Origin of the sequence: Mucilaginibacter sp. (genome assembly GCF_041663085.1) — a bacterium.
Classification (GTDB): domain Bacteria; phylum Bacteroidota; class Bacteroidia; order Sphingobacteriales; family Sphingobacteriaceae; genus Mucilaginibacter.
Map to the genome: position 1 here is coordinate 1 of NZ_JBAZRC010000048.1, position 20,421 is coordinate 20,421.

Below are 20,421 nucleotides of genomic sequence, written 5' to 3' on the forward strand. Positions count from 1 at the left end.
CAATATCCTAAAGTTGACCGTATGCCCATAAAGGAACTTAAAGGCTTTAAACGGGTAAGCGTAGCCAAAGGGGCACAACAAACCGCAACTATTCGCATCCCGGTTAGGGAACTTCAAAAATGGGACCTGGCTACTAACAAATGGAAAATTTACCCGGGTGAATACCAACTGATATTGGGTGGTAATTCGCAGGAGGAGAAGTTGAGTTTGAAATTTACTGTCAATAATTAACTACCCTGTCATTTCTCCTTTATACATCTATGTACTCTAAAGATCAGGCATCACAGTTAAAACAGGCATTCTGGACGGCATTTGGGCAATACATGGGGGCGGTGCTTTCTGCCGAAGGCTTGCGTACTAACTGGATCAATTATAAAACCGGTGTTAAGCACATCTACTTCAGGATGCAGGCCGATAATAAAAAGGCAAGCATAGCCATTGAAATAGCCCACCCGGATGCAGAGCTGCAGGAATTATTTTTCGAACAGTTCGCCACCTACAAAGCCATGCTGCACAGCACACTTGGCGAAGAATGGCAATGGCAATTGCATAGCACAGATGAATACGGCAAAATCGTCAGCAGAATCTATACAGAGCTCTCCCCTGCCAGTATCTTCCAACAAGAAGACTGGCCAAAGCTGATCTCCTTCTTTAAACCCCGCATTATTGCGCTTGATGAGTTTTGGAACGATGTGAAGGTAGCGTTTGAAGCTTGACTGCACTCTACCCTTCTTTCGCGCGTCATTGCGAGCGTAGCGTGGCAATCTTCGATAGAAAAGTAGGCGACAAGCATATCGAAGATTACCACGTCGCTATCGCTCCTCGCAATGACGGTTGTTTTACTTTCTTCCAATTTATTATTTTTTGCTAACTTTGTTAGCATGAAGCGTTCAGGTAGTGCCGATTTGCCTTTACATTATGGTTATGTGCCTGTTTGGCTTGCCGAACGTATGGCCAAATTGGGCCTGGCTGTGATAGAAACTATTGTAATGGATTACGGCAAGGATGAGGTTTTACGCCGCTTGAGCGATCCGTTCTGGTTTCAGAGCCTGGGGGCTGTTATGGGTATGGATTGGCATTCATCGGGCATTACCACATCGGTTATGGGAGCGCTAAAGCGGTCTATCAATCCGCATAGCCGCGAACTGGGTATTTATATTTGCGGTGGTAAGGGTAAGCATTCTACCAAAACCCCGCAAGAGCTGATGAACGTTTGCAACACCACCGGGCTTGATGGTAACTACCTGGTAAAATGCAGTAAACTGAGCGCCAAGGTTGATAATACCGCCATACAGGATGGTTTTCAATTGTATACACATAACTTTATTTTAAGCGATACGGGCAAATGGGCCGTAGTGCAACAAGGCATGAGTGATGCCAGTAGTACCGCCCGCCGCTACCACTGGCATTCGGAGCAGCTAACTTCATTTGTTGAAGCCCCGCATACGGCTATCCACGGGCAAAACAACGGCTTTATTTTAAACATGGCCGATAAGCTGGCTGATAGTTCGCGCACAGGTGTAATGCAGATTGCCGCCGAGCAACCCGACCGCATGCTGAAAGAAATAAGGAAACTTGTAATGCCCAATCACCACGATGTGCAGGCAAAGGATGTCGACTTGAAACGCCTGGGCGCTTTGCTGTGGCTGGCGCACGAAAAACAGCCGAAGGACTTTGAAGACCTGCTGCTGCTACAAGGCCTTGGCCCGCGCACGCTGCAATCGTTAGCGTTAGTAAGCGAGGTGATCCACGGTACACCATCCCGCTTTAAAGACCCGGCGAGGTTCTCCTTCGCGCATGGCGGTAAAGACGGGCACCCTTTCCCTGTACCTATAAAAATTTATGATGAAACCATTGGGGTTTTGCAAACTGCCATACACAAAGCCAAACTGGGTAACAACGAAAAAAACGAGGCCATTAAACGCCTCACCAATATAGCCCAGGCTGCCGAAAAGGATTTTACCCCCAACGCTAATTTTGACCAGGTGATAGAAAAAGAAAGGAATGATTCATGGAAATACGGTGGCCGAACTGTTTTTGGTAAAGCTAAACCGCCTTTGGCACAACAGTTAAAGCTATTTTAGACCAAGACATATTTCATTTGCCTGTTTCAGGTGTTCCTGCAGTTTTGGCAACGTTTTACCGGCAAAATCTTTTAACTTTTTGTCTGTGTTGGTTTCCCCGGCTTTAAAAATCTTTATGGCATTTTCATGGTCGTTAACCATGGCCTGTGTATATTCCTTATCAAAATCGTGACCCTTTTTACCCGTTAAGCTGCTTACCAAATACTCGTGGGCAACAGTAAGTGTGTCGTTCGCAACCTTACTGCCAGATAGTTTTCTCAGTTCAGCATCCGCGTCAGTACGGTCGGCAATGATCATTTTTGCAAATGCCAGTACTTCGGTGTTCCGGGAGTTTGTTAAGGCAAGTTGAGATACCTTTATTTCGGCTGCGCCGGATTCAAGGGCATCCTTTACAAAAGAGATCCCCTCCTCGTTAGCCTGATTTATTTTATTATAGTTTTTGGCTTTTTTGTTATTACAAGCTTGCACAACAAGTAAGGTAACCAATGCGAGGGCGATACAAAATGTTCTTTTCATCGTAAATATTAAGCTTATAATACTTACGTAACACGTATTACCGCATTCTGTTTACAAAAACTTAATGATTAAGTTGTGAATAACCATGTCATTGCAAGCGATAGCGTGGCAATCTTAGCATATCCGCTTGTCCTTTGGGATTGCCGCGTCACTCCGCTCCTCGCAATTACATATTGGAGAATGCAAACCTTTAAGCCAAATTTCTGCCTGCGTTTACAATTCCGTATACTGTACGTATAACCAGCTTATTATAAATACCTGTCAGTTCCTCATCGTCGGTATTATTAAGGCATTGCAGGGCATAATGTTGTATAATAACCAGTGGCAATACAATTTTCTCGCGTATAGCGATCGAACGCCTGTCAACCGGGAACTCTTCCATCAGTACTTTGGTATCGGTAAGTTCCAGCAGCATTTCGCGGGTTAGTTCGTATTCTGCTTTCAACCCTTTCCAAAAAGCGCTGAACTTTTTATCCTTAGCCATGTAAGCCGTAACCCTAAAGTCGGATTTGGTCATAGACATCATACAGTTATCCAGCATGGTTTTAAAGAAACCCGAGTTTTGATAAAGCTCTTTCACCTCATTCCATTTACCGCCGTCCTTCATTTTCTTTAAAGCAGTACCAACTCCGTAAAAGCCGGGAATATTTTGCTTTAACTGGCTCCATGAGGTTACAAAGCTGATGGCACGCAGGTCTTCCAGTTTCAATTTGGCGCCGGCATTACGCTTGGTTGGGCGGCTGCTGATGTTGATCTGCGACAGTAATTTAAGCGGACTGTAGTTTTCCAGGTACTCCATAAACAGCGGGTGCTCACGCAGGGCCAGGAATAACTTATGGCTTTCTTCGGCCATTTCGGCTATCAGGGCTTTATGCTTGCTATCCAGCAGGTCGTTATGGTTTGGATGTAAGGCGCTTATGATCCCGGCATTGATCAGCTGCTCAGTATTAAACCTCGCTGTTTCTACTGAACCATATTGCGAACTCACCGTTTGCCCCTGTATAGTCAATTGGATATGCTCATTGGCGATCTCCTTACCCATCGACGCGTAAAAACGGTGTGTTTTACCACCACCACGTGCAGGCGGGCCACCCCTGCCGTCAAAAAACGCCAGGGTAATATCGTATTTGCGGGCCATGGCAGTAAGCTCAACCTTGGCTTTATAAATGCTCCAGTTGGCCATCAGGTAGCCGCCATCCTTGGTGCTATCGCTAAAGCCCAGCATAATGGTTTGCTTGTTACCGCGTTTCTTTAAATGCGCTTTGTAGAATGGATGGGTATACAATTTCTCCATCACATCGCCGGCGTGTTTAAGGTCGTTAACGGTTTCAAACAACGGCATAAAATCAACACTCAGCTTATCTTTTTCCCATCCGCTCCACAAAAACAGGGCAATTAGTTGCAAAATATCTGATGCCTGCTGGCAGTTACTAATGATGAAACGCTGGCAGCCCTTTTCACCGTTGCTGTGCTGTATCTGCTTCATCAGCCTGATGGTGTCCAGCGTATCGCGGGTAAGGCTATCAGCAGTGGCCGGGCATGTAAAATCGGCCTGATTAAACGGAAGGCTTTTTATTTTGGCTTCCTCATTCATATCAGCATAATTCTTCGGCACACCGGTATAAACCTTTTCAGTAGTGTATTTAAACACATCGCGCAGTACGCGGCTATCCTGCCGTATATCAAGCGTGGCAAAGTACGAACCGAATAAGTTTACTTTCTGGATCAGGTTATCTACAATATTTACAAACAGGCTATCATGCTCGGTAACCAGCGTTTGGCGCATGGATCTGAGCAGTTTCAGCAACTCAGGCTGCAGGTCTTTCGGGTTATCCTGCGGGTTAAATGCGTTATCGTAAAGTACCGCTTCCAGCTTGCTGATGGTGTCGGCAAAGCCACGGAAGGTGATCCGGCGTTTCAGGTTCCTGAAATCGCGGTAGTAACAGCGGTAAATAATTTGCCTTAATAAAGTTGATACCGAACGGGTGGTTTCAGTAGTTACGTTAGGATTGCCATCGCGGTCGCCGCCCGGCCAAAAGCCAAGTTCAAGCACCTGCGGGTTACCCTCAATATCAAACTCTTCTTCCAATTTTGACTGGATGCCAGATAGCGCGTTATAAAATATATTCTCCAGGAACCACACCAAACTCACGGCCTCATCAACCGGGGTTGGCGATGTTTTGTTAAAGAATGGTGTTTTACCTAATTGCTGCAATAATCCATCAATAGATGGAATATCGTTAGTTTTAAGCGCCTCTATCAGATCAGTCATGATACCCAGAACAGTACCCGGGTAAAACTGGGTAGGGTGCGCGGTAAGCACCAGCCTTAACGAAAAATCTTTTAGTTGCCTGCTGATGTTTGCCCTTGCCTGCTCGCTTTGCGATGCCTGCTGCACCATGCTTTGCAGTGTACCGGTATCATCAACACGGCCAACCTTGGCAAATGATGAATCTTCAATGGCATCAAACAAAACCACCTGGCGCTCTATATATTGTATAAACCTGAACAAGCGGTTTATTTGCTCGCGGTGATCAACATTAGGTACGTATTTTTTGAAAAACGATTCGATGATCTCTGTAGGCGATAGCTGGTCGGCCGTCCCCTTATCGCAATGCGAACTAAAGAATGGCAGCAAGATCCCGGTATCCTTAACCTGGTAAAAAGGCAATGTTTGAAACAAGCTATTGTATAGCTCAAACCGCTTTACAACTTCGTGGTTAAAGATAGATTCTTTTTGACTGAGCCTTAAGGTTGATGGCATAATGAGTACAGGTTTACAAAGATTAGATAGTCTATTACGCCGTGAATTTAACTATCTAAAATTAAAATACTGTAAAAACTAAAAAATTAATAACGGTTAGTACATTTTAATGCAATAATTGTTATTACGAAACTGTACAAGTTTTATTTGTTTAATTTTGCGACATAAAATCAACACCCAATAATTAGTAGATGAACAACCATAAAAGAGAAATAAAAAGCTTTTTTTATAGTCAGTATTTTTCTGACGGGTTGCGCATGACCATTGGCATCATTACCCCCGCGCTGGTGCTGATGAAACTTGGCGATTTTAACATGGGGCTCACGCTGTCGTTAGGTGCGCTGTGTATCTGCACGATAGACGGACCGGGGCCAATTTCTCACAAGCGCAACGCTATGGCTGTAGGTAATCTTATACTCATCATGGTAGCGCTAATTACCGGTTACGCCCGTTTTAACGTATTTACTTTAGGGCTGGAGATTACCGTCTTTTCTTTCCTTTTCTCTATGCTTACGGTTTATGGCAACCGTACGGCATCAATTGGCACATCAGCTTTGCTGGTGATGATATTTATGATGGATAAGGCCGTCCCCCCGCCCGAGGTACCCATATTTTCTCTCACAATTTTAGCGGGCGGGCTGTGGTATATGATATTCAGCCTGGTGTTTTTCGGTATTCGTCCCTATCGCGCAGCACAGCAAACCCTGGGCGAAAACGTTGCGGATATTGCCCGTTTCCTGCGCATAAAAGCCGATTTTTATAAGCAAGGTACTGATATTGACGAAAATTACCGCAAGCTGGTTTTGCAGCAGATACAGGTAAGCAATCACCAGGATGCTGTTAGGGAGATCCTTTTTAAAAGCCGGTTACTGGTAAAAGAATCGACCTCGGCCAGCAGGATACTGGTGCTTACTTTTATTGACCTGGTGGATATGTTTGAGCAGATCATGGCTACTCACTATGATTACACCTACATCCGCGAGAAGTTTGAAAGCACCGGTGTTTTATCAGAAATAGCCGATTTTTTACAACACGTGGCCGATGACCTGGATAATATAGGCTATGCCGTATTGGCCAACACCCGCCCCGAAAAGTTAAGTAACCTTGAACTGCGTTTAGAACACCTGAAACGCCGCATCGATACTATTGGTACCGATGATAAGGAAACCAGCAACCTGGTGTTAAAAAAGATCCTCATCAACCTGCGCGACCTGAGCAAAAGTATCTCCAATATTTATAAATACTACCACTCCAAAGCGTCAGATAGTTTGGTACAAAGCCCTACAGGTGTAGAGTACTCTAAATTTGTAACCCATCAGGATTTTGCCCCGCATATCTTTTGGGATAACCTTACGCTTAACTCAGGCGCTTTTAAACATGCCCTGAGGGTTGCTTTGGTTTGTTTAGTGGGTTTTATAACCTCAAAAAACTTTTCATTAGGCGGGCACAGCTATTGGGTATTGTTAACCATCATTGTGATACTAAAACCCGGCTTTAGTCTTTCAAAACAGCGCAATTACCAGCGTTTAATAGGTACCATTGCCGGGGGTGCTATTGGTATTATGATACTGAATTTCATCCCGGGTAAAACTGCGCAGTTTATTATACTGGTTGCACTGATGATAGGTACTTATAGTTTTTTGAGGATAAACTACATTGTGGCAGTTATATTCATGACCCCATATGTACTTATCCTGTTCAAGTTTTTAGGTCTGGGCACCATCAACGTTTTCCAGGAGCGGGTTATTGATACGCTGATAGGCTCGGGCATTGCGTTTATTGCCAGTTATGTGTTGTTTCCTACATGGGAATTCCAGCAGATCCAGCAGATCTTAAAATCAGTTATCACCGCTGATATCAATTACCTGCAAAAGATCTCTGAAAGCATATCGGGAAAGGTGGTAGAGATAAACGAGTACAAGCTTGCCCGTAAGGATGTTTATGTAAACTCGGCCAACTTATCGGCTACATTTGAGCGTATGACATCTGAACCTAAAAGCAAGCAGCGCAATATAAAAGACCTGCATAAATTTGTGGTGCTAAATCACATCCTGGCCTCTTACTCGGCTAATATCGCTTCAGCACTGATGCGGTCAGGACAAAAAACGCCCCATGCGGATATGTTAAAGCTGGTTAAGCGCAGCATCGCTGTATTAAAGGAAACCGATAGAAAACTGGATGGTGAAAGCATTATCCCGCCGGTAGCACCACCAAAAACGGATGGTGTACCAAAGCCGGAAATTGCCCCTGTGCCCCTTACAGAGGAAGATGTTTTGATGAAAGACCAGTTAGGGTTTATCAATAAAATAGCTGTGGATATTGCCAAGGTTACGGATGATGTTTTGAGATAGTCTTCTACAGGCTCCTCGGACTGACACCTATGTAATGGTGAGCTTGTAGAACAATTAGCCAATTATGCGGGTCTTCAACAGGCTCAGACTCACATTACAATCTTAAGCGTTATCATCACCTGCTATAAACCCTTCTTCATTCTTGGGGTAAAATTTTGTTTTGCTTACATGGATAGATCCCGGGGGAATTGGTGCGTCTTTTTCAGCCTTATCAAGCGCAACGCGGATCTCTTCATCTGTTCCTTTATCTATTGTGCGGCCCCGTTCATAAAGCGGCAATGCCAATAAATTGGTAACACTTACACCGGGCAGTTTAACTTCGTCGTTCTCCAGGTCAAAATCTGCAATTTCAATGGGTACCAAAACACGCCCCTCTTCCAGGTTGGCATCGTTATTTTCCATATCAACCACAATATAACGCACCTTGCGGGTATCAGGGTCAAAAAGCAATTCGTACACCTCGCCTACTTTATTGCGGTGTGTATCTTTCACATCCCAGCCAAATATTTTGGGCTGGTCTTCTACTATCTCGTAATCACTTTCGCTTAATTCCTGCAAATTGTAATCATCTGTATATTCTGTCGAAGCCATTGCTTTTTATTTAAGTCTAACTTATTTTTTCTCTCCATCGATGTATGCTACTATCTCTACGCTGCGGTTTTGTGCACGTCCCTTTTCGGTAGCATTGGTAGCCACAGGTTTTTGCTCGCCTAATGAATGAACAGTAATCTTAGCGGCATCTATATGCCCTTCGTTCACCATCCAATCCCTAACAGCATTAGCACGGTTTGCACTCAGCGCTTTATTTTCACCAGTGGGGCCAACCGAGTCGGCGTGCCCATATATGGCAATTTCTGAAGTTTTATACCGCTTAATTAAGGATGCTGCTACCTGGTGTAATTTTTCTGCAGCGGTAGATTGTAATGTACTTTGGTTAGCAGGGAACAATATATTTTCGCCAAGGCTGTAAATGGTATATTTATCGTTACCCCTAACAATAATGGCACTATCGGTCACTTCATCCAGCGATGCTTTGGGAATGTTAAAATCAATGGAGTTCCAATCGGGCTGTGTGGTTACAATAACATTGCTGTCGGCCTTTACGCTGTCCTTTTTAACGGTATCGGTCGAATCTACCCTTAACGGTGCCGAGCGGTTACATCCCTTATAAAGCAAAACAGCTGCTGCTATTGCTAAAATTGCAAATATGATCCATATGAATACCGAGCTTTTGCGCTTGGGTTGAACGTCTAACTGTGCCATAATGCTTATGAGTGTTTGTATGTTGATTACCAAGCATTAATCAGGCCAAGTTTGAGTTGTATTTAAACACAGAGGGCGCAGAGAATATATATATTCAACAACGAGATCACAAAGTGGGACTTCATTATAATACTAAATATTTTCTCTGTGTATCTATGTGAAGAATCTCCGTGACCTCTGTGGTAAAACCGATACTCCACAAAAATTCTAACAAACTTGTTACATCATCATTCATAATATGTTTTGCGCCCTGCATTTTATACATTCGCTACACAAACTAACTAAGCCCTATATCAAACTAATATGAAAAACTTTACCAAACTAATGATGGCATCGGCACTATTTGCCGGTAGCACCGCGTTTGCGCAAACCAAAAACGCGGTTGTTGATAATATTGTGAAGGAAGCCACCGATAACTCGCAGCTGGAAAAACTGGCGCACGAGTTATTTGATGGCATAGGCCCGCGCCTGGTAGGCACCCCGGGATTTGACAAGGCCGGCAAATGGGCGCTTGACAAATACAAAGGCTGGGGCATCACCGCCCGCCAGGAAAAATGGGGCGAATGGCGTGGCTGGGAACGTGGTATAACCCACATTGATATGGTTTACCCACGCGTACACAGCATTGAAGGCACACAGCTTGCCTGGAGCCCGGGCATGAAAAAACCGGTTACCGCCGAGGTTATTATTTTACCCGAAGTGACCGATTCTGCAGCCTTCCAAAAATGGCTGCCTGCTGTTAAAGGTAAATTTGTAATGATATCTATGAACCAGCCAACCGGTAGGCCCGATGATAACTGGAAGGAATTTGCCCTAAGCGGATCTATTGATAAAATGAAAGCAGCCCGCACCACCCAAACCGATGCATGGCGCAAACGCATTAGCAACACTGGTTTTAACACCCGTACCCTACCTGTTGCGCTTGAAAAAGCAGGTGCTGCCGGTATTGTTACCAATAACTGGAGCGCAGGCTTTGGGGTTGATAAAATATTTGGCGCTTATACCAAAACCATCCCTACCGTTGATATTGCTTTAGAGGATTATGGCATGCTGTACCGCCTTGCAGATAATAATGAAAAACCAAAGATCACCATACAGGCCGAATCAAAAGAACTTGGTGTGGTACCAACTTTTAACGTGGTTGGCGAGATAAAAGGTACCGAAAAACCTGATGAATATGTGATGCTTTCGGCCCACTTTGATTCATGGGATGGCGGCACCGGCGCTACTGATAACGGTACAGGCACCCTAACTATGATGGAGGCTATGCGCATCCTTAAAAAGGTATATCCGCATCCAAAACGTACTATACTGGTTGGCCACTGGGCGAGCGAAGAGCAGGGCCTGAACGGTTCGCGCGCGTTTGTTGAAGACCACCCCGAAATTGTTACTAACCTGCAGGCTTTATTTAACCAGGATAACGGTACAGGCCGCGTGGTTAACATTGGCGGGCAGGGTTTTGAAAAAGCCGGCGATTTTATCAGCCGCTGGTTAGAGGCTGTGCCGGACACCATCCGTCACCAGATAAAAACCAGTTTCCCTGGCTCACCGGGCGGTGGCGGGTCTGACTTTGCATCGTTTGTTGCTGTAGGCGCACCAGGTTTCTCGTTAAGCTCAAACAGCTGGTCGTACGGTAACTATACCTGGCACACCAACCGCGACACTTACGATAAAGTAGTTTTTGACGACTTGCGCAGCAACGCAATACTTACTGCTGTATTAATTTACATGGCCAGTGAAGACCCTGCAAAACTACCACGCGATAAATCGACCAACCTACCAGCCGGCCGCAACGGCCAGCCAGGCAAATGGCCTGAGCCCGTAAAAGCTAACCGCCACGGTGGTTTAGATTAACCTAAGCTACTGATATTGAAAAAGCCCGCTTCAGTTATGAGGCGGGCTTTTTTGTGGAATTAACTCTTAACATTCCTCCACGCGTCATTGCGAGGAGCGATAGCGACGTGGCAATCTTCGACACGTTTGTCGCCGACTTTTCTATCGAAGATTGCCACGCTACGCTCGCAATGACGAGTCGGTTATTTTTTCCCTATCGCATACTGTATCCCACCAAGCAAATGCTTTAAATAAAGCGGATCGGCATATGACGCATCGGTATGGCCAAGGGCGGTGTAGAATGCACGACCGCCATCGTATGTATGATACCAGCTCATGGGGTGGTTATCGCCATTTTCGCCGCCGGTATAGCTTTTCTCATCTATCTTGATCAATACATGCAAGTCGCTGGCTATCCATTTGTAATTGTACCATTCATCAAGCCTGCGCCATGTTGCGGGTAAATGTTTGGTGGCAATAAAATTTCTGTCAACAATATTCAGGTTGGCCTCTTGCTGCTTGCTGGGGTGGCTTTTAAAATAAGCGCCTACCAGGTTACCGTACCATGGCCAATCATACTCGGTATCGGTAGCGGCGTGTACGCCTACAAAACCGTGCCCGGCTTTTATATACTGTTCAAAAGCTGTTTGCTGCCCGGCATTCAGCACATCACCTGTGGTGCTCAAAAATATTACTGCAGCGTATTGCTTTAAATTATCAGCTGTAAATAATGCTGAATTAGTAGTGGTATCTACATCAAAGTTATTGTCCTTGCCCAGCTTTATGATAGCAGGGATCCCCACCGCAATAGACTCATGATGGAAGCCCGCTGTTTTACAAAAAATAAGCACTTTGGGCTTTGGTTTGGCACAACTTATAGCCGTAACCAAACATATAAGCATTAAGGTAGTAACAATATTTTTGATCTTCATGGTTTTACTTTTGTGTCTTGTATCTTGATTCTTTTCTCTTAAATCGATTTTAAAGGTTTCCTTTTTTCAATTCATCCGCAGCAAAATTGGCTGCACGTGCGGTAAGCGCCATATAAGTTAACGATGGATTTTGGCAGGCAGACGATGTCATGCAGGCACCATCGGTTACAAATACGTTTTTGGCATCCCAAACCTGGTTGTTGCCGTTTAATACTGATGTTTTGGGGTCGCGACCCATACGCGCGGTACCCATTTCGTGGATGCCATCGCCAATATTGTGACCGCTATCATGCGTTTCTACGTTTTTAACACCGGCAGCTTCCAGCATAGCTTTGGCTTCCTTTACAATATCTATGCGCATCTTTTTCTCGTTATCCTTTATCTCGGCATCCATAGATAATATGGGTAATCCCCATTTATCCTTGCGGGTTTTATCGAGGGTTATTTTGTTCTCGTGGTAAGGCAATAGCTCGCCAAAGCCGCCAATACCAATGCGCCAGGCTCCCGGTTCAGATAGCTCATCCTTATAAGCAGCACCGATATTCATTTCGGCAATTTCGCGACTCCAGCCGTTACGGCCGGCACCACCCTGGTAACCAAATCCACGCAGATAATCGCGTTTATCATCGCCAACGTTAGCAAAACGCACTATATAAGGACCGTTTGCCCTGCGACCGTAATAGTATTAATCATCATAGCCTTCAACCTCGCCGCTGGCGCCAAGGTTGTAATGGTGATCCATAATATTATGACCCAATTCGCCGCTGCTGCTGCCAAGGCCGTCTTCCCAAATATCCGTTGCCGAATTCATCAGCACCCAGGCACTGTTTAATGCCGATGCATTCACAAATACCACCTTGGCGTAAAACTCATAGGTTTTGTTGGTTACGGCATCAAGTACCTCAACGCCTTTGGCTTTTTGGGTGTCTTTATCATACAATATCCTGGTCACTATTGACTGCGGCCTAACGGTTAAATTCCCGGTTCGTAAAGCAGCAGGTAAGGTTGATGATTGCGTGCTAAAGTATCCGCCAAAAGGGCATCCTTCCCAACACCTGTTACGGAACTGACAAGCGGTACGGTAAGGGATAGGTTTTGTTAAATTAGCCACCCGCCCAATGATCATATGCCTGCCGAATTGTTTTTTAATACTTGCAGCCACATCACGCTCCACCCAGTTCAGATCCATCGGCGGTAAAAAATGGCCATCGGGCAGGTTGGGGATGCCCTCTATAGAACCGCTGATGCCTGCAAATTTTTCGGCATGCTCATACCACGGTGCAATATCTTTATAACGGATAGGCCAGTCAATCGCCCAGCCGTCTTTATCATTTGCTTCAAAATCAAGATCGCTCCAGCGGTAGCTTTGGCGTCCCCATAAAATAGAGCGGCCACCCAAACGGTACGATCGCCACCAGTTAAAGGGTTTCACCTCTGCGTAAGGTGCATCCTGCTCATTGGCCCATGCATCTATCACCGCTTCCTGCGCTCCGCAGTTGCGCGATATTACCGGGCGTTCTTTACGCTGCTGCTGGGTTACATTGCCACGATGCTCAAAATCCCATGGGTTATATTGCGCTGTTTTATAATCTTTTATATGTTCATAGTTTGAGCCCCGCTCAAGCATAATGGTTTTAAGGCCTCGTTCGGTAAGCTCTTTGGCAGCCCATCCGCCGCTTATGCCAGATCCTATTACAATTGCATCATACGTGTTGTTGGCCGTAGCCTTGCCATTAATGTTGGGTGCGTTTATCGACATAATTTAGGGTTATAAACCGGTTTAGGGGAACCGGTTGGTTATTGGTTTAACAATACTATTAATTAATAGCCAATAAATCAACTGTATTTTAAACAATTATAAATGGGTTTAAAAATCATCTGCCAAAGCATTACTTTTGTGTTATGTTTACCGTTAGCCAGCTGTTTATTTACCCCATAAAATCGTTAGGTGGCATTGCGCTTACAACCGCGCAACTAACCGACCGCGGCCTGCAACACGACCGCCGCTGGATGCTGATAGATGACAATAACCGATTCCTGTCGCAACGCGAACATGCGCAAATGGCCTTGTTTAAGCTCGAAGTTTTAGCCGATGCGTTAAAAGTTACTTATACTACCGATGGCTCAAGCATAAGTATTCCGTTTTTACCGTTAAAGCACGACCTGCTTGAAGTAACAATCTGGGATGATACCTGCACCGGCCAACTGGTTAGCGATGCTGTTGATGCCTGGTTTACTGTAAAATTGGGCATCCCTACCCGACTGATTTACATGCCGGATAAAACCCATCGCGAGGCCGACCCGAGATATACTACCCAAGGCACTATCGCCTCTTTTGCGGATGCTTACCCGGCATTGCTGATAGGACAAGCGTCGCTGGATGACCTGAACAGCCGTTTATTGGAGAAACTCCCTATGAACCGATTTAGGCCGAACATTGTATTTACAGGTGGTAAGCCCTATAGCGAAGACCAGATGAACCACATTACCATTAACGGGGTTGATATGTATGGCGTAAAACTTTGCGCCCGTTGTGTAATGACCACTATCGACCAGAAAACCGTCGCGAAAGGTAAAGAACCGCTTAAAACACTTGCGGGCTACCGTCGTAAAGGCGCCAAGATCCTGTTCGGGCAAAACCTGGCCTTTAACAGTAATGGTGTGATCAGTGTGGGCGATGAACTTAAAGTACACTCCACCCATACCGAAGAGCGCTTTTTTATAAACGATACTAGTGCTTCGGCAGTTTAACTTTGTAAACACGGTTTAGCGACGTAATACAGTTTAACTTTTTACCACAAAGAACACAAAGGAAAAATACAAAGAGCACAGAGAGTATAAAATATAATTGAATATTGAGGCTTCTTCGTGACCTCTGTGTTAAACAACATGCAAAATCTCCGTGTCCTTTGTGGTTAAATCCATCTGCAAAAATTTTCTCCACGCAAACAACTTAACTTAAAATTTACTTGTTAAAATTGCGTTGTTAACTTTTGTTAAATGCCCGTTATGATTTGGGCGCATAATTTTACATCTTTACCCAATGTTCAGAGAGATAAAGAACCGGTATCTACGCTATTTTACCGTATTTATATATTTTATTATCGTCTTTTTCTGCGCCATCGAAATAAATTTTCTATGGCTTTTTGGCTACTCGCCTGATATGGAGGATATTAAAACCCCTACCATGTCGGTATCATCCGAAGTTTACACCGCCGATGGTAAGCTTATCGGTCGTTTTTACAAAGAAAACCGTTCCCCTGTAGATTATAAAAGCATCTCCCCTAACCTCATAAATGCTTTGGTAGCAACCGAAGATGTGCGTTTTTACAAACATGGCGGGGTGGATTTCCTGGGCTTTATAGGCAGTTTGGTATCTACCGCAAAAGGCGACCGCCGGGGTGGCAGTACCATTACCCAACAACTGGCAAAAAACCTGTTCAGCACCCGTAAGCGTAAATCGCAGGGGCTCATCAGGCATATTCCGCTTCTGCGCACTGTGGTTTTTAAATGTAAAGAGTGGATAACCGCTTATAAAATTGAGCATCAGTACACCAAACAGCAAATACTTACCATGTATTTAAATACCGTTCCGTTTGGTAATAACTCGTTCGGTATAAAAACGGCTACGCTAAAATATTTCAATAAATCTCCAAACGCCGTAAACCCTGCCGAAGCCGCCACTTTAATTGGCATGCTCAAAGCAACCTCAACCTACAACCCTAAAACAAATCCCGAAAAATCGCTTGAGCGCCGTAACGTGGTGTTGAGCCAGATGGAAAAATACGGTTACCTGAAAAAGCCGGAGTACACCGCGAATGTTGCCTTACCCCTGAATCTGAACCTGAACTACCGCGATAATACCGGCCAGGGTGATTCATACATCCGCCGTGCCGTTGAAAAATGGCTGGATAAATGGTGCAAGCAAAACGATTACGACCTTTATGAGGATGGGTTAAAGATCTATACCACTATCGATTCGAAACTACAGCAATACGCAGAGGAAGCCGTTGCTCAAAAAATGAAGATGCTGCAAAAGCGCTTTAACAATCTTTGGGGTAATAAAAACCCATGGCGCGATAGTAAAGGTGTTGAGATAAAAGACTTTTTACTAAAGGCCGAGCAAAGGCTGCCGATATACAAGCTACTGAGCAAAAAATACAAAGGCGATACAGTACAGATAAACAACTACTTTGAGAAGAAAAAACGCATGAGCGTATTTACCTGGAATGGCGACAGGGACACTACCTTCTCCAGCGTTGATTCTATAAAATACTATACCAAAATACTAAACACCGGTATGATGACCATGGAACCATCAACCGGGAAAATTAAAGTTTGGGTTGGCGGGATAGATCATAAATACTTTAATTACGACCACGTTAACCAGGCCAAACGCCAGGCAGGGTCAACCTTTAAGCCTTTTGCCTACGTTACCGCGCTTGATAACGGCTTTACCCCTTGCAATAAATTTACCGATAAGCCTGTAACTATCAAATTTAAAGACAACGGTAAGGATGATGTTTGGCAACCCAACAATGCCGATTTCCACTTCTCGTACCGCGAAATGTCGTTACGCTGGGCAATGGGTAAATCTGTAAACTCCATTACCGCGCAGGTTACCGAGCACGTTGGCTGGGATAAAATTGTACAATACGCACATAAAATAGGTATCGAAAGCCCGCTAAAATCGGTACCATCGGTATCCCTGGGTTCAAATGATGTTTCCGTATATGAAATGGTACGCGCCTACAGCACTTTCCTTAACAAAGGCGAAAAGGTTGACCCGCTGCTGGTAACCAAAATAACCGACCAAAAAGGTAACATTATACAGGAATTTGCTTTAAAAGCAGAGCGCGTTTTAAGTGAAGAAACAGCATGGCTGATGCTGTATATGTTCCGCGGTGGTATGGAAGAACCGGGCGGTACTTCGCAGGCCTTATGGGAATACCCAAGCTTATGGAAAAAGAACAACCAGATAGGCGGTAAAACCGGCACCTCAAGCGACTATGTAGACGGCTGGTATATGGGTATCACCAAAGACCTGGTTACAGGTATATGGGTGGGTGCCGATGACCGCAGCGTACATTTTACCAACTCAGAAACCGGCGAAGGCTCACATACAGCCCTGCCTATTTTTGGGGCATTCATGGAAAAGGTATATGCCGATCCAAATTCGGGCTATACTTATGGGCCCTTCCCTAAGCCATGGGTAAAGATCACCAAGGAATACATGTGCCCGTCGCCTGTTATAAGGGAGGATACAACATCAACAGATAGCTTACAGGAAATGCCGATGGATACTACTGCCGCGCCTGTAACCGTGCCCACACCTGAGGAGAACCCTGAAAATAAACCGCCGGCCACCAAATAAAATAAGCAACCATGTTTGTTTAGGGTACGTATTTAATATAAATTAGCATAATTGTACAATACGCTATATATGAATAAACGTTACCCCTGCAATTTATCCATAAAGTATCCTCTTATATTATTGTGCTTTGTTGCCGCTATGTTTTGCGGCAGGCAGGCTACGGCGCAAAATTTTGGGCAAAACAAGGTGCGCTATAAAAACCTTAAGTTCAAGGTTTACAAAACCCCGCATTTCGAGATCTACTACTATCTAAAAAACGATAGTGCAATAAAACGCTTCGCACAGGAGAGCGAACTATGGTACACCCTGCACCAGCAGGTTTTCAGGGATACCTTCAACAAGCCAAATCCAATCATTTTATACAGCAACCACCCCGACTTTCAACAAAGCACTCTTGTTGATGCATCTGTTGGCTTGGGCGGTGTTACCGAAAGCTTAAAGAATAGGGTAATTATGCCCATTGCCGAAACCAACCAGCTAACCCGCCACGTTATTGGGCACGAATTGGTACACGCGTTTCAATACCATATGCTTTTTGGTGCCGACTCGGTAGGTTATGAACGTGCCGGCGAAGTACCGCTATGGATGGTTGAGGGTATGGCCGAATACCTTTCATTAGGTAAAAAGGATGCTTATACCGCCATGTGGGTACGCGATGCCTACCTGAATAATGATATCCCCACCATTGAAGCGCTGACCAATTCAAACAAATATTTCCCATATCGTTACGGGCAGGCGTTCTGGTCGTTTCTCGGTTCTACTTATGGCGATAGCGTCATTGTTCCGTTTTTTAAAAATGCCGCACGTTTTGGTGTACAATACGGCATCAGGCGCACCTTGGGCTATGATGATAAAACACTATCGCAATTATGGAAAAACTCTATCCAAAACACCTATAAACCTTTTTTAAAAGACACAGCACAGGTACCAACCGGGCGTAAATTAATTACAACCAAGATCAGGGGCGATATTACGGCACCATCGGTTAGCCCGGATGGGAAGTTCCTCACCTACCTGTCGCAAAAAGGCTTGTTCAGTATTGATCTTTACCTGGCCGATGCACAAACCGGGCGCGATATTAAAAAACTAACCAGCAGTACATCAAACACTCATATTGATGAGTTTAACTTTATAGAGTCAGCGGGCGCATGGTCGCCGGATAGCAAACGATTCGCTTTCAGCGTTTTCAGCAAAGGCCGTAACCGGATGTTGGTTATTGAAGTACCATCGGGTAAACTGCTGAATGATATTTCGATGGAAAAGGCCGAGCAGTTCAGTAACCTTTCCTGGTCGCCTGATGGCAAAAGCATTGTTTTACAGGGGCTATCTGAAGGGCATACCGACCTGTATCTGTATAGCTTTGTTAGCAAAAGCGTAAAACAACTTACTAATGATAAGTACACCGAATACCAGCCAAGTTTTTCAAAGGATGGCAAAAAGGTGGTTTTCTCTACGGATAGAACTACTTACGACAAATCATTATCGCAAGAAATAACCTTTAACCTGGCCGAATTGGATCTGGGCACCGGCAAAATAACAGACCTGAATATTTTTAACGGTGCCAACAACCTAAACCCGCAGTACTCGGCAGATGGCTCGCAGATCTACTTCCTGTCAAACCGGGATGGTTTTCGCAATATGTATCGCTATACTTTGGCAAACGGTAAAATTGAACAGATGACTAATTTGTTTACAGGGATAAGTGGTATTACAGAATATTCGCCGGCCTTAACCCTGTCAAACAAGGGCGATGTGCTGTACTCCTATTACCGTGCTCAAAAATTCACCATTTATTCAGCTAAAACATCAGAATTTAAACCTACTGTAGTTGAGGCCGGCGCCACTAATTTTGATGCGGCTATGCTACCTCCGCCGCGTTCTGTAGGGGTCGACCTGGTCAACTCCAACCTAAATAACTTTTTAGCATACCGCAAAATTCCGCTTGATTCAATTAAGTCTATCCCGTATAAATCAAAATTCAAGCTCGATTATTTGGCAAGCAGCGGTATCGGCGCATCTATTGGTACTTATGGAGCCGGCTTATCAAGCGGCATACAAGGCGTTTTTACAGATATTTTAGGCCGTAACCAGATCTATGCCGGGGTAGCCGTTAATGGTGAGGTATATGATTTTGGCGGGCAGGTAGTGTACCTTAACCAGCAGGGCCGCTGGAATTTTGGCCTTGGTATATCGCATATCCCATATCAATCGGGTAATTATGGTTACGATTTTACCACTATTGATATTAACGGCAAACAAACACCCGTTTATGAAGAAAAAACGGATATTATAAGGACTTTTGAAGATGCTGTGCAAGCCTTTGCATCCTACCCTATTTCGCGCTCGTTAAGGGCTGAAGTGGGCACATCTGCATCCAGGTACTCCTACCGGGTTGACAGGTACAGCACCTATTACGATTATACCACAACAACCGACGCAAACGGCGTTAACCAAAATATTATTGGCAACGCTATTGACTTTAAAAAACATAAAATATCCCGCCAGGATTTTTTTGATGATTATGGCATAAACCTGCAATCTTTCGCAGTATACAGCGGCCACGTGGCTTTAGTAGGCGACAACTCCTACTCGGGTATTGCAGTACCTCTTGGCGGCCATCGTTTCCGTTTAGAGGCTGAGTATAATGTGGGTACATACAGGTTCTTCTCGCCTACTGTTGACCTGAGGCAGTACATTCGCGCAGCGCCGGTTACTTTTGCTGCAAGATTTTATGGTTACGGCAGGTTTGGGGATAATACAAAGGGGCTATACCCACTATATGTAGGTTATCCCTTCCTGATCCGTGGTTATGAAGCGCAAACCTTTTACAACGGCCGTACGGCTAATAAAAACGGTTTTACTATCGATCAGCTGTCGGGTAATCGAATAGCTGTGGCTAACTTTGAAGTACGTTTGCCTTTTACCGGTCCCGAGAAACTGGCGGCCATTAAATCAAAATTTCTGTTTACCGACCTCAACCTGTTTTTTGATGCCGGTGTAGCCTGGAATGGCGGCGACCAAATAAAATTTCAAAAAGCCCCTGATGTTATAGGCACCAATCCGGATGGGACAACTATTTACAACACCAACCAGCGCGTACCGGCTTTAAGCGCGGGTATCTCACTAAGGCTGAATTTGTTTGGAGCCATCATACTTGAGCCATACTATGCTATACCGTTTAACCGTACAGATGTTAAAAAACCTGTATTTGGGTTGAACTTTACACCGGGTTGGTAGGTTTTAGTTGCGATAACTTATCTGGAAGAGATGTGAGATTTGAGATGGCGCATGGAATTTGTAGGCG

At 44.7% G+C, this 20,421-nt stretch carries 13 protein-coding genes and 1 pseudogene; 8 read left to right on the top strand and 6 right to left on the bottom strand.

Annotated features, from left to right (window positions below; genetic code table 11):
- The 3 genes from WC615_RS10925 to WC615_RS10935 form a co-directional block, all read left to right on the top strand.
- A partial coding sequence (locus tag WC615_RS10925; protein WP_372978135.1) for a fibronectin type III-like domain-contianing protein occupies positions 1-231 on the top strand: 231 nt, incomplete at its 5' end.
- Between the two features lie 29 nt (positions 232-260).
- On the top strand, positions 261-716 hold the full coding sequence (locus WC615_RS10930; protein ID WP_372978136.1) for a DUF4268 domain-containing protein: 456 nt from the start codon (positions 261-263) through the stop codon (positions 714-716).
- Between the two features lie 165 nt (positions 717-881).
- Positions 882-2,084: a DUF763 domain-containing protein gene (locus tag WC615_RS10935; protein WP_372978137.1), complete on the top strand. Its 1,203-nt coding sequence runs from the start codon at positions 882-884 to the stop codon at positions 2,082-2,084.
- Here the strand turns inward: WC615_RS10935 and WC615_RS10940 are convergent.
- Entirely contained in the window at positions 2,076-2,600 is a 525-nt protein-coding gene (locus WC615_RS10940; protein WP_372978138.1) for a DUF4142 domain-containing protein, read from the bottom strand. The genes WC615_RS10935 and WC615_RS10940 overlap by 9 nt on opposite strands.
- Before the next feature lie 190 nt (positions 2,601-2,790).
- Positions 2,791-5,364, bottom strand: coding sequence for a phosphoenolpyruvate carboxylase (locus tag WC615_RS10945; protein ID WP_372978139.1), 2,574 nt, complete (start codon positions 5,362-5,364; stop codon positions 2,791-2,793).
- A 191-nt stretch (positions 5,365-5,555) separates the two neighbouring features.
- Between WC615_RS10945 and WC615_RS10950 the strand changes: the two genes are divergently transcribed.
- Positions 5,556-7,715, top strand: a complete 2,160-nt coding sequence (locus WC615_RS10950; RefSeq protein ID WP_372978140.1) for an FUSC family membrane protein — start codon at positions 5,556-5,558, stop codon at positions 7,713-7,715.
- 102 nt (positions 7,716-7,817) lie between these two features.
- Here the strand turns inward: WC615_RS10950 and WC615_RS10955 are convergent, their stop codons facing one another.
- Both WC615_RS10955 and WC615_RS10960 read right to left on the bottom strand, forming a co-directional pair.
- Positions 7,818-8,306: a PRC-barrel domain-containing protein gene (locus WC615_RS10955; protein ID WP_372978141.1), complete on the bottom strand. Its 489-nt coding sequence runs from the start codon at positions 8,304-8,306 to the stop codon at positions 7,818-7,820.
- Positions 8,307-8,327: 21 nt separating this feature from the next.
- Positions 8,328-8,978 (bottom strand): OmpA family protein, encoded by a 651-nt coding sequence (locus tag WC615_RS10960; RefSeq protein WP_372978142.1) that lies wholly within the window; start codon positions 8,976-8,978, stop codon positions 8,328-8,330.
- Positions 8,979-9,281: 303 nt separating this feature from the next.
- On the opposite strand from WC615_RS10960, the gene WC615_RS10965 reads away from it, so the two are divergent.
- Positions 9,282-10,832: a M20/M25/M40 family metallo-hydrolase gene (locus tag WC615_RS10965; RefSeq protein WP_372978143.1), complete on the top strand. Its 1,551-nt coding sequence runs from the start codon at positions 9,282-9,284 to the stop codon at positions 10,830-10,832.
- Between the two features lie 182 nt (positions 10,833-11,014).
- Here the strand turns inward: WC615_RS10965 and WC615_RS10970 are convergent, their stop codons facing one another.
- The gene (locus tag WC615_RS10970; RefSeq protein ID WP_372978144.1) at positions 11,015-11,743 is read right to left on the bottom strand and encodes a ThuA domain-containing protein; all 729 of its coding nucleotides are present in this window, start codon (positions 11,741-11,743) and stop codon (positions 11,015-11,017) included.
- 49 nt (positions 11,744-11,792) lie between these two features.
- Positions 11,793-13,502: pseudogene (locus WC615_RS10975) on the bottom strand (GMC oxidoreductase).
- Positions 13,503-13,645: 143 nt separating this feature from the next.
- On the opposite strand from WC615_RS10975, the gene WC615_RS10980 reads away from it, so the two are divergent.
- From WC615_RS10980 to WC615_RS10990, 3 genes are all read left to right on the top strand, one after another.
- Positions 13,646-14,494, top strand: coding sequence for an MOSC domain-containing protein (locus WC615_RS10980; protein WP_372978145.1), 849 nt, complete (start codon positions 13,646-13,648; stop codon positions 14,492-14,494).
- Positions 14,495-14,786: 292 nt separating this feature from the next.
- Complete coding sequence (locus tag WC615_RS10985) at positions 14,787-17,117, top strand: penicillin-binding protein 1A (protein ID WP_372978146.1); 2,331 nt, start codon at positions 14,787-14,789, stop codon at positions 17,115-17,117.
- Positions 17,118-17,186: 69 nt separating this feature from the next.
- Positions 17,187-20,354 (top strand): peptidase MA family metallohydrolase, encoded by a 3,168-nt coding sequence (locus WC615_RS10990; protein WP_372978147.1) that lies wholly within the window; start codon positions 17,187-17,189, stop codon positions 20,352-20,354.
- Positions 20,355-20,421 lie beyond the last annotated feature (67 nt).